The sequence below is a fragment of the Bradyrhizobium sp. UNPF46 genome, assembly GCF_006658625.1.
GTDB lineage: Bacteria > Pseudomonadota > Alphaproteobacteria > Rhizobiales > Xanthobacteraceae > Bradyrhizobium > Bradyrhizobium nitroreducens.
Window position 1 is genome coordinate 46,326 of the sequence record NZ_LFJB01000012.1, and the last position, 10,295, is coordinate 56,620.

Below are 10,295 nucleotides of genomic sequence, written 5' to 3' on the forward strand. Positions count from 1 at the left end.
CGGATCATGGCGGCGGAAGTGACTGGAAAATCATCGGAATCGGCCCGAAAGGACGGCCTTGCGGCACGTCTGGCCCGGGAGATCACCGGCGACGTCCTGTTCGACCGGTTCAGCCGCGGCCGCTACGCCACCGACGCCTCGTTCTACCAGATCATGCCGGCTGGCGTGGTGGTCCCGAAGACCATGGACGAGGCCCTGCGCGCGCTGACGATCGCCCGCGACGAGGGTGTCAAGGTCACCCCGCGCGGCGGCGGCACCTCGCAATGCGGCCAGACCGTCAATGACGGGCTCGTCGTCGATCTCTCGAAGCATCTCAACAAAATTCTATCGCTCGACGTCGAAGGCCGCACCTGCGTGGTCGAGCCCGGCATCGTGCTCGACAACCTCAACCGCCAACTCAGGAAGCACGGCCTGTGGTTTCCGGTCGACGTCTCCACCGCCTCGCGCGCCACCATCGGCGGCATGGCCGGCAACAATTCCTGCGGCGGCCGCTCGCTTCGCTACGGCACCATGCGCGACAACACGCTGTCGATGGAAGCCGCACTCGCCGACGGCACGCTGAGCCGTTTCGGCGAGGTCTCGCGCGATCTCTCCGACGTCGTGGTGCCCGACAGCACCCGCGCCCTGTTCCGCGACATGCTCGATCTCGGCACGCGCGAGGCCGACGAGATCGCCGCCCGCTTTCCGAAGGTGCAGCGCCGCGTCGGCGGCTACAATCTCGATGCGCTGGTGCCGCGCAATGCGTCGAACAACATGGCGCATCTCCTCGTCGGCTCCGAAGGCACCCTCGCCTTCACCACCAAGGTCGAGTTGAAGCTGTGGCCCGTCATCCGCAACAAGGCGCTCGGCGTCTGCCATTTCGGCAGCTTTTACGAGGCGATGGATGCGGCCCAGCACCTCGTCAAGCTGAAGCCGATCGCGGTCGAGCTGGTCGACCGCACCATGATCGCGCTCGGCCGCGACATCGCGATGTTCAAGCCGATCATCAATGCGGCGATCAAAGGCGATCCAGACGCCGTGCTGGTGGTCGAGTTCGCCGAAGAAGACCAGGCCGACAACCTCGCCCGCCTCAAGCAGCTCGGAGAGCTGATGGGCGATCTCGGCTTCGGCTGGACCAACGAGCCGCGCAAATGGGGCGGCGTGGTCGAGATCATCGAGCCGGCGCTCCAGGGCGGCATCGCCGATTTCCGTGCCGCCGGCCTCAACGTCATGATGTCGATGAAGCAGGAGGGCAAGCCGGTCTCCTTCGTCGAGGACTGCGCCGTGCCGCTGCCGCACCTTGCCGATTACACGGCGCGGCTGAACGAGGTGTTCGCCAGGCACGGCACCAGCGGCACGATGTATGCGCACGCCTCCGAGGGCTGCCTGCATGTGCGGCCCGTGCTGAACCTGAAGCAGGAAAAGGACGTCAAGGCGATGCGCGCCATCGCCGAGGAGGCCTTCGCACTGGTGCGCGAATACAAGGGCTCGCATTCCGGCGAGCATGGCGATGGCCTGGTGCGCTCCGAATTCCACGAAACGATGTTCGGCGAGCGCCTCGTTGCCGACTTCAGGGAGGTGAAGCAGCGCTTCGATCCCAACGGCGTGCTCAATCCGGGCAAGATCGTCGACGCGCCCAAAATGGACGACCGCTCGCTGTTCCGATTCAAACCGGACTATCGCGTCGCAGAGCTCAAGACAAAACTCGACTGGTCCGCCTATCCCGGCGCCGGCGGCGGTTTCCAGGGCGCGGTCGAGATGTGCAACAACAACGGCGCCTGCCGCAAGCTCGAGGTCGGCGTGATGTGCCCGTCCTATCGCGCCACGCGCAACGAGAAGGATGTCACGCGCGGGCGCGCCAACAGCTTGCGGCTCGCCATATCCGGCCAGCTCGGCCCGAACGCTCTGTCGTCGGACGAGATGATGGAGACGCTGAAACTCTGCGTCTCCTGCAAGGCCTGTCGCCACGAATGCCCAACCGGCGTCGACATGGCCAAGATGAAGATCGAGGTGCTGGCCGCGCGCGCCGCCAGCCACGGCCTGACGCTGCGCGACCGCCTGGTCGGCTATCTCCCGCGCTACGCCGGTCTCGCCTCGCGCTTCGCGCCGCTGGCGAATTTCCGCAACAGCAGCCCCTTGCTGCGAAAACTGTTCGAGCGCTTTGCCGGCATCAGCGCGCGCCGCGCCCTGCCCGCCTTTCGCAGCGACATGTTTGTGCCATCAGCGGAAGCAATCGGTCCTGAGACCGGTCGCGAGGTCGTTCTGTTCGCCGACACGTTCAATCGCATCTATGAACGCGAGAACCTCGACGCCGCGCTGCGCGTGCTCACGGCCGGCGGCTATCGCGTGCATCTGCCGAAGCCCGTGAGCGGCGGCCGCCCGCTGTGCTGCGGCCGCACCTTCCTCTCGGCGGGGTTGGTCGATGAGGCTCGCGCCGAGCTCGACCGGCTGGTGACTGCCTTCGCGCCGTTTGCCGCCCGCGGCGTGCCGATCGTCGGCCTCGAGCCGAGCTGCCTGTTGACGCTGCGCGACGAGCTTGCGTCCCTCCGCAAGGACGACGACGCCAAGGCCGTCGGCGCTCATGCGCTGACCTTCGAGGAGTTTCTGGTGCGCGAAGCCGAGGCCGGCCGGCTGCAACTGCCACTCGGCACCGTCGCCGACAAGGCGGTCGTGCACGGCCATTGCCACCAAAAATCCTTCGGCGCCTTCAAGCCGGTCGAGCAGGTGTTGCGGCTCGTTCCCGGCCTTGCGGTCGAGACCATCGAATCCAGCTGCTGCGGCATGGCCGGGGCCTTCGGCTACGGCGCAGATACCTATGATGCCTCGATCGAAATGGCCGAGCTGTCGCTGCTGCCTGCCGTGCGGAAGGCTGATCAGGCGACGCTCGTCGTCGCCGACGGCACCTCCTGCCGCCACCAGATTCACGACGGCACGCAGCGCGAGGCGCTTCACGTCGCGCGCGTGCTGGCGATGAGCCTCGAGTGCGCCGAGACCCGTTCCACTTCTCCAGCTCAAAAGGAAACCGACCATGGCTGACCTCACGCTCGACACCGCCCGCAAGATCCTCGACGCCGCTTTCGCAAAGGCGGGCGAGCTCAAGCTCAAGCCGCTGGTGGTGACCATCCTCGACGCCCGCGGCGTGCTCAAGCTCGCAGCCGCCCAGGACGGCACCAGCCTGATGCGCGCCGACATCGCGCACGGCAAGGCCTATGGCGCGCTCGCGATGGGCATGGGCTCGCGCGCCCTGTTCCAGCGCGCCCAGGAGCAGGCCTATTTCATCGATGCCGTGAACACCATCGCCAAGGGCGCGCTGGTGCCGGTGCCCGGCGGCGTTCTGATCATGGACGGCACGACGTTGCTCGGCGCGGTGGGCGTGTCCGGCGATACCTCGGATAATGACGAGGCCTGCGCGATGGCAGGCATTCAGGCGGCGGGACTCAAGGCGAACGCGGGCTAGCGCTGACTTGCTGGTCGACCACAGGGCCACAGAGCTCTCGGGTTCCAGGCTCGCAGAAGCCTCAACGCCGGACAAAATGTACCAGGCGCTTCCGACATCTGTGCTGAGAGAGAAGAGGCCGGTGAGCGACGACATCTGGCCACGGAGCACACTACGACCACATCGGGAGAGGCCCGTGAAAAGCACATCCTGGTGCAGATGGATCGACTTGCGATCGCTTGTGCCCGTAGGTTGGATTTCAGCCCGCCAAAATCGCGACGCTGGTACAAAGGAACAAAGAGTCGCAGCTGAATTTAGCTTATTTCTAAGGGTATTGTGCGGCAGCGCGACATTCGGTACAAAGTCGCATGTCTTAGCGTCAGTTGCGTTCAAGAGTCATGATTACTTACAAGCAATATTACATCCAGCGCCTTGAGCACGGCCATAGCCGCTGGGTTGCTCGTATAACTCGGACGGACGGCCAGAACATTCGTACTATCTTACCAGCGTCTGAGCATCGCTATCTCGACACGAGGCCGACCCCGTCCGCCGAGGAAGCCGAGAGGCTTGCCAAGGAAGGCATCGATTTCGGCGGTGTGGTCTAGCGATCGCACGATGGCCGTAGGCCACCTCGCCGGGTGTGAATTTTGGATAGGCCGGCCGTCACTTCAGTCAGCGCGTGGCATCGGACAGGACGTATCATGTCACCTACCTGATTTTGGAAGGCTCTCGCGCCGCGTAGCCATGGCGGCGGAAATCAATGTCGGCGCTTCCGATGTTTTTGTGCATGATGAACCGCAACACGGTCACCGAGCGGCGCGATCCACAATTCGCAAAAATCAAAGCCATTATACCTGGCGCCTGATCCATCCAAGCAATAATTGCTATGGGGTCTTCGCCTCCGCTGCTAGACTAGCATTCAGGCCACTGATGAAGCTTACCACCCACAACTCGAAAGCGCCCCTCACTACTGCATTCTTGGCTCTGTTTGTCAGGCTGAGCAAAACTACGAACCAGCGCCGATGATTGTCGCTCCGGCGCTGGCCGGCTCGTTTGCAGTAGTAGAAGCGCGGCGACCGCCATTACTTTTAACATCTCAGTCACTAGACTTTGTCGGAAGCACCTGTCCGAGACGCCCCTGTCAGCAACTGAATTGTTTGCAAATGGACAAAGAAAAACCCCGCCGAACTTGGAATCCGGCGGGGAGAGAGTTGTGTTGACTGTAGATTGCGATCGGCGAAGCCGATCACGCTCAAAGCCTACGCGCAATTGGGCAAGCCGACCAGCCTATCTAAACGGCAGTGGCCGCTTCAACCGTTGGCGGCGCGTCATCAGCCGCAGCCGCTCCTGCTTCCTCTGGTTCGGCGTCGGCGCTTCATCTGCCGAGCGACCAGCTTGCGCACAGCCTCCCTGTAGATTCGAAAAGCGCGCTAACTTGTCCTTGAAGCTGCCCTTCGCGCGCCCCATCACGACTTGGGAATCCTTTCAGATCTCCGCAGAGTATCCAAATCGCAGTTGATGGCCATGTCTCCGGTGATGGTGTAGCTCGGTCGAGAAAAGTCATCCGCACGCGCTCTCCATAGCGCTGCAGCGGGCGGGCTGCATTGCGGTGGTCACCTGCCGGTAGGTCGGGTTGCTGATACCAACCTGTTTCAAGAAACCACCGATGACCTATGAGATGACGGCCGACGCGAGGTTCTCGGCATGGACATTGGCCCCTCCGAAGCCGAGACGTTCTGAACCGCGTTCCTGCGCAAGCTCGCCCGCCGCGGCTTGCGCAGCGTCAAGCTGGTCGTCTCCGACGCCCATGAGGGCATAAGGCCACCGTTGCCAAGGTGCTCAATGCCTCCTGGCAGCGTTGTCGCGTGCACTTCATGCGCAACGCGCTGGCACATGCCGGCAAAAGCGGACGGCGTGTCGTCTCCGCCTTCATCGCCACTGCGTTTGTGTCGAATCCGCACGAGCCTAATGAAGCAAGGTCGCGGATCAGCTCCGGCCCAAGCGGCCCACGCTCGCCGGCTTCATCGACGAGGCCGAGACCGATGTGCTGGCCTACATGGCGTTCCCGCCGTACTATCAAGCTGCACTCGGCCAAGCCGATCGAGCTCCTCAAAGGTGAGATCAAGCGGCGGACCGAGGTGGTCGGCATCTTCCCCAACGAAGATGGCATCGTCCGCCTCATCTGCGCGATCCTGCTCGAGCAGAGCGATAAATGGGCTGTCCAGCGCGCCCGTTGCATGACGCTAGAAACTATCGCGCCATTGAGCGATGATCCAACCGTCAGCCTCCCGGCTATCGTCAGCTGACCAGCCCGGCTTTTGCCGGCGAACGCGGTTCCACCACCAGTTACACCCACGCTCAAGGACACGATCCCTGTTCTTCTGTCTGGCCACGCTGACACCCAACACCTCCTCAGCCAGCAGCCCAAAGTCAAACCAGTGAGTAGCCATGGAATATTCGGCCCTGGCTCCATCCAACTCAGAAGCGCGGACCGGATGTGCTTGGCTTACCTTCGACTCTGCTCCGTCGCTGCCCACAGTGCGCAGCGACCATTCGAAACCGCTCAAGCAAAGGACTTCCGCTCCGGCAAGGCTTGTGAACACTGCATTGGAAGAGAGCTATCGATGACGTACGCCTTCACCATGCAGCATCGATAACGCCTTAGCAACTCGAAGCAATCTTTCCCAGAGTAAACGCCGCCGACCGGCTTCAGCTACGTTGGTCAGCCGAGCGTAGTGGTGCCGATCGTTCAGAATATTTCCTAAGAAGTTACTTCGCCCACCATCCACGACCGCCTAGAAACGCCCTGCCTTAACGATCTAATCTGCGAGCCATTCCATTCGGTCTCATTCGATACGGTCGACCACGCTGAAAGCCGAGCTCCTTGTTGATATTCGCCTGACATCATCAGCGGTGAAAAACCTTGCCCAAACGCCGCGTTAGAACTCGGGCCTGTTTTTTGCTGGCCTAGAAGTCAATCAGTAGTGATCGTGCGCCATGTGGTTAGAACGATGAGACGATGAACATAGGGTTTTGACGACCATCAGCCCGCCGCGGCCGGCCGCCATGCTGCCAGCACTCCTTGAGCCGCTTGATCGTACTGAGACGACAGAGGTTCCAGTGGCGTCAAGAACCCGCGGTTATCCGAATAACTTGCCATTGCTTGCACCAGTTGACTAAGTGCATTGGACAGATGCGAATTTGGATCAGTTGAAAAGATGACGTCGCCCGCGATGCCCATCGTACCATCCGTTCGGGTATAGCTCGACAAGCCCTGAATAATTGATCCATCGGACAGGGCCGAGGGGTCACCGGTTGGGTTGAGACCGATGGACGAGATTCCGAAATCCGAAAGCTTATGAACCTCGCCGGACTGAGAGATACCGTCTGCGTTAAGATCTTGCCAAATTCGGAAGTCGTCCCAGCGCGCATCGGCGCGGGAAAGCGCGCCATCATGATTGCTGTCGAAAACTTGGGCGAGCGCAGCCATATCGGACGTGGTCCCGGGGGCCCACGCCGTGAACACGATCTCCTCGGTCTGATTGATGATACCGTCGGGCGCGGCACTGCCGTTTGCGCCAAGATCGATAGCCAACAGACCGTCTGCCCCGGATATCCACGCGGTACGCTCCCGGCCCTGCCCATCCATGTCAAACGCCGCAGAAGAGCTGGACAATGGCAGAAGATCGATGCCGTTACCGTCAAGGTCAACAACGACGGGAGACGCTCCGATCACGCCGTCGCCGTTGAGATCTTGATGAAGGACCGGCTCGAGCGCCTTCAAAGACGGAGCGCTCCCCAGCACCTCAGGAGCAGCAGCAAGGGTCGTTAAAAAGTTGCCGTTACTGTCCGTGCTCCAGACCGAATAATATCCCGTGGAAGAATTCTTCCATACGACATCGTAGCCGCCCCCCGACACCTGCTCAGTCGCAATAACCTTGTAGGCTCCATAGTTGGCGGCAATCACCGCAGAACCCTGATACTTCAGGCTTTGGCCCGTACCGGTGCTGGGGCTCAGCATGAAGTAATAGCCGCTGTCCAGGACCGTGGTGGTCGTGCCATTCGTTTCGATTGACGGCATGCCGATCGCACTATCGCCGTTGAGGTCCTGATGGAAGGCCCACTCCAGGGTCTTGAGAGACATTTCTGTCCCGCCCATTTCCGGCGCCGCGCCAACAGTCTTTACGAAGTTGCCATTGCTATCCGTATTCCAAATGGAGAAGAGACCTGTCGAGGAATTCTTCCAGGCAACGTTATAACCGCCATCTGACAATTGCTCGGCGGCAATGACCTTATACGTTCCGTAATTGGCGGCGATGACCGGAGAACCCTGGTACTTCAAAACTGGACCGCTACCACCGGTATTGCTGTTCAGGTAATAGTTTCCGCCATAGAGATCGGCCCGGCCCACGTAGATGCGGTGGCTGGGGGCGTTGTCGTTGGAGCGGTTGGTCTCGACGACGATGCGGACGCCCTTCGCCTGCAGGCTCAGAGTGACGATCTCGCCCTGGAAATCGTTGCCGACCTTCTTGAAAGAACCGATGTTAGCCATGTCACTTCTCCTGTTGTGTTTCGAGCCCGCGACCACCGCGGCCTCGATGGCGATCTAGGGCCGAGGACGATCGGCGACGCACCCGCTCGGGCCGGAGCGCAGCGGAGGACGTCGTTGCGGCGACTTTCTTGTCTCGCGAGGAATGGGCGAAGCCTAGGGGAAGAAAGTCGCATCAACGGCGTTGCGGCTCAGACGATCGAGGCAAAGCCGGTCTTCGGCCAGATCAAGCCATCAACGAGGCCACGTGCGTCCGCGTGCTGAACCACAATCTCTGGAGAAGCCTGGCTAACTCGGTTTTGATGAACAAGAGGTCGGAACGATTCAGCGCGGAAAGAGAAACAATCTCCTGCAAAGGGCGGCATCGTCTCCCAAGAACGGATTAGGTAACATCGCTCTGCCGCGGCTGCGTGGGCCAGACCGAATGCCGGCAGCTTGATCGAGAGTTCCGAGGAGGGACTGCCTCTCGCGCGCTCAAGTTTCGATCTCCGCTGTTCAACGCGCCGATCTACGCGCACCTGTTCGATGACGAAGGCGGTAAACGGACATCCTTCGGGCCATGCGGCCGTAAGAACTGGTCAGGACGGGTTCTCCACCGCCCCACCCGGCTCGAACGGGCGGGTCTCCGCCAAAGCCATCAAGCGCGTCCATGACGTAACTCCAATGCAAACTGCACCCAGGTAAGCGAAGACCTCACGCCAAGCCTGCGACGGCATCTCGATCTGGGACAGAGCGAATGCCACATGATAGCCGGCGACGGCAGCGGGGACAGCAAATGCGGTCGCGATGGCGATGCGCAAGGTCAAGGACCGGGCAATGGCGACGGCGGCCTGACCGACGGCAAGCGTCAACGCGCCACTGACCGTTCCGATAAGCAGCGCACCAAGCACGCCGGCGCCATTTTGAAACGCGGTCATCCCGATACTCAGTGCGACGAAAAACGGCAAGGCATACACAGCGAGTGCAAAGACCGCCCAGCAGAACAAGCCGATGCCGAGTGTGTTGAGAACAAGCCCTAGGGCGAGCATGGTGGTGCTCCATGTGCATGGATCTAGCAGTCGCGCCTTCCACCACCACCACGTCGCAACCGGACATAGGGTCGAAACGAGGCGGAGTTGCGGCGCATGCAACTCCGCTTTGGTTTGGAGGTGAGAAGACGGCACTCATGCGCCGCCGAACTTCCAGACGGGAATGCCGAGGCGCTTCGCTTTGTCCGCCAGGTTGTCCTGGATTCCCGTGCCCGGGAAGTGCATGACGCCGATCGGCAGGAGTTCGAGCATGGCGTCGTTGCGCTTGAATGGGGCCGCCTTGGCGTACTTTGTCCAGTCGGGCTTGAAGGCGATCTGAGGCACCTTGCGATTGGTCGCCCATTTGGACGCGATAAGCTCCGCACCTTTTGGCGAGCCGCCATGGAGCAAGACCATGTCGGGATGCTTGGCGTAGACCTTGTCGAGGCGGTCCCAGATGAGATGGTGATCGTTGAAATCGAGCCCGCCGGTAAGTGCGATCTTCGGTCCTGGCGGCAACAACACCTCGGTTTCAGCGCGACGCTTGGCTGCGATGAAGTCGCGGGATTCGATCATTGCTGCGGTCAGCGTGCGGTGATTCACCAGCGATCCCGATCGAGGGCGCCAGGACGATCCAGTGTGAGTCTCAAAGCGTTCGATGGCCTGGTCACGGAAGAGCTCCAGGCAGTTGCGTCGCTCGATCAAGGTGATGCCTTCGGCCGTCAAGCGCTCGAGTTCGACTGATCGAACCTCGGAGCCATTCTGCTCGCGCTGGCTCTTTTGCTGCGCCTGTTCGTTGTCGTCGAGATCGCGCTCGATGCGGTCGACGGCACGATGGAACAGGTTGACGGCCGACCAGAGCAGATCGCTTAGGTCCGGCTCGAGCCGCGTGTCGCTCAGTGTCGCAACCAGGGCGTCGAAGATATCGGCAACGGCGCCAGCGATCATCTTGCCCTCGGGAAGCGGTCGTGGGTCAGGCTGGTCGTCGAATGGACGGTAGCCGAAGAGCTGTAGTTCGGTGAGAGCGTGGTCAGTTGGAGAAGAGGCGCGCGGCGGTTCGATGTCGTCGTGGTCGGTCATTGGAGGGATCCTTTGCCGGATCGGCCGCGCCCATCGCGGCCTTCGTGGCGATCACTCAGACGGCGGGCGGAACGGGACAGAACCCGCAAGGGCCGAAGCGGCAGCGGAGGATGGCGGAGGCCGGCTATTTTGCTTCGCGATGCAAAGCGCGCCCGCCAGATGGCTAAGAGTCTTTCCCATCGCCGGCGCGCGGCGGAAAATAGCCGGGCGTAGCCATTGCCGACCCGGGCCGCTTGCCGTCCGA

Annotated in this window: 7 protein-coding genes and 1 pseudogene; 4 read left to right on the forward strand and 4 right to left on the reverse strand. The window is 61.6% G+C overall.

The genetic code is table 11. From position 1 onward, the window contains the following. Positions 1 to 6 precede the first annotated feature (6 nt). The 4 genes from UNPF46_RS07025 (at position 7) to UNPF46_RS07040 (ending at position 5,721) form a co-directional block, all read left to right on the forward strand. Complete coding sequence (locus UNPF46_RS07025; RefSeq protein WP_181769821.1) at positions 7 to 3,015, forward strand: FAD-binding and (Fe-S)-binding domain-containing protein; 3,009 nt, start codon at positions 7 to 9, stop codon at positions 3,013 to 3,015. Beyond that, a complete protein-coding gene (locus UNPF46_RS07030; RefSeq protein ID WP_142249496.1) occupies positions 3,008 to 3,436 on the forward strand; it encodes a GlcG/HbpS family heme-binding protein in 429 nt (142 codons plus the stop codon). The genes UNPF46_RS07025 and UNPF46_RS07030 overlap by 8 nt, the downstream gene beginning before the upstream one ends. A 377-nt stretch (positions 3,437 to 3,813) precedes the next feature. Further along, the gene (locus tag UNPF46_RS07035) at positions 3,814 to 4,020 is read left to right on the forward strand and encodes a hypothetical protein (RefSeq protein ID WP_142249497.1); all 207 of its coding nucleotides are present in this window, start codon (positions 3,814 to 3,816) and stop codon (positions 4,018 to 4,020) included. A 1,269-nt stretch (positions 4,021 to 5,289) separates the two neighbouring features. Continuing rightward, positions 5,290 to 5,721: a transposase gene (locus UNPF46_RS07040; RefSeq protein ID WP_246668609.1), complete on the forward strand. Its 432-nt coding sequence runs from the start codon at positions 5,290 to 5,292 to the stop codon at positions 5,719 to 5,721. A 737-nt stretch (positions 5,722 to 6,458) separates the two neighbouring features. Here UNPF46_RS07040 and UNPF46_RS07045 read toward each other — a convergent pair. The 4 genes and pseudogenes from UNPF46_RS07045 to UNPF46_RS07055 all read right to left on the reverse strand — a co-directional run bounded on the left by UNPF46_RS07045 (position 6,459) and on the right by UNPF46_RS07055 (position 10,051). Continuing rightward, the gene (locus tag UNPF46_RS07045; RefSeq protein WP_246668610.1) at positions 6,459 to 7,826 is read right to left on the reverse strand and encodes an SPM autocatalytic domain-containing protein; all 1,368 of its coding nucleotides are present in this window, start codon (positions 7,824 to 7,826) and stop codon (positions 6,459 to 6,461) included. After that, a pseudogene (locus UNPF46_RS38200) lies at positions 7,809 to 7,967 on the reverse strand (DUF736 family protein); the annotation flags it as partial. The pseudogene UNPF46_RS38200 and the gene UNPF46_RS07045, both read right to left, overlap by 18 nt. A gap of 575 nt (positions 7,968 to 8,542) precedes the next feature. Next, positions 8,543 to 8,992, reverse strand: a complete 450-nt coding sequence (locus tag UNPF46_RS07050; RefSeq protein WP_142249498.1) for a hypothetical protein — start codon at positions 8,990 to 8,992, stop codon at positions 8,543 to 8,545. A gap of 135 nt (positions 8,993 to 9,127) precedes the next feature. Beyond that, entirely contained in the window at positions 9,128 to 10,051 is a 924-nt protein-coding gene (locus UNPF46_RS07055; RefSeq protein WP_100180734.1) for a DUF2493 domain-containing protein, read from the reverse strand. Positions 10,052 to 10,295: the final 244 nt, after the last annotated feature.

Bases quoted from the DNA above. Each gene is read 5' to 3' on its own strand.
- UNPF46_RS07025 (WP_181769821.1), top strand. From the start codon at position 7: ATGGCGGCGGAAGTGACTGGAAAATCATCGGAATCGGCCCGAAAGGAC.
- UNPF46_RS07030 (WP_142249496.1), top strand. From the start codon at position 3,008: ATGGCTGACCTCACGCTCGACACCGCCCGCAAGATCCTCGACGCCGCT.
- UNPF46_RS07035 (WP_142249497.1), top strand. From the start codon at position 3,814: ATGATTACTTACAAGCAATATTACATCCAGCGCCTTGAGCACGGCCAT.
- UNPF46_RS07040 (WP_246668609.1), top strand. From the start codon at position 5,290: ATGCGCAACGCGCTGGCACATGCCGGCAAAAGCGGACGGCGTGTCGTC.
- UNPF46_RS07050 (WP_142249498.1), bottom strand. From the start codon at position 8,992: ATGCTCGCCCTAGGGCTTGTTCTCAACACACTCGGCATCGGCTTGTTC.
- UNPF46_RS07055 (WP_100180734.1), bottom strand. From the start codon at position 10,051: ATGACCGACCACGACGACATCGAACCGCCGCGCGCCTCTTCTCCAACT.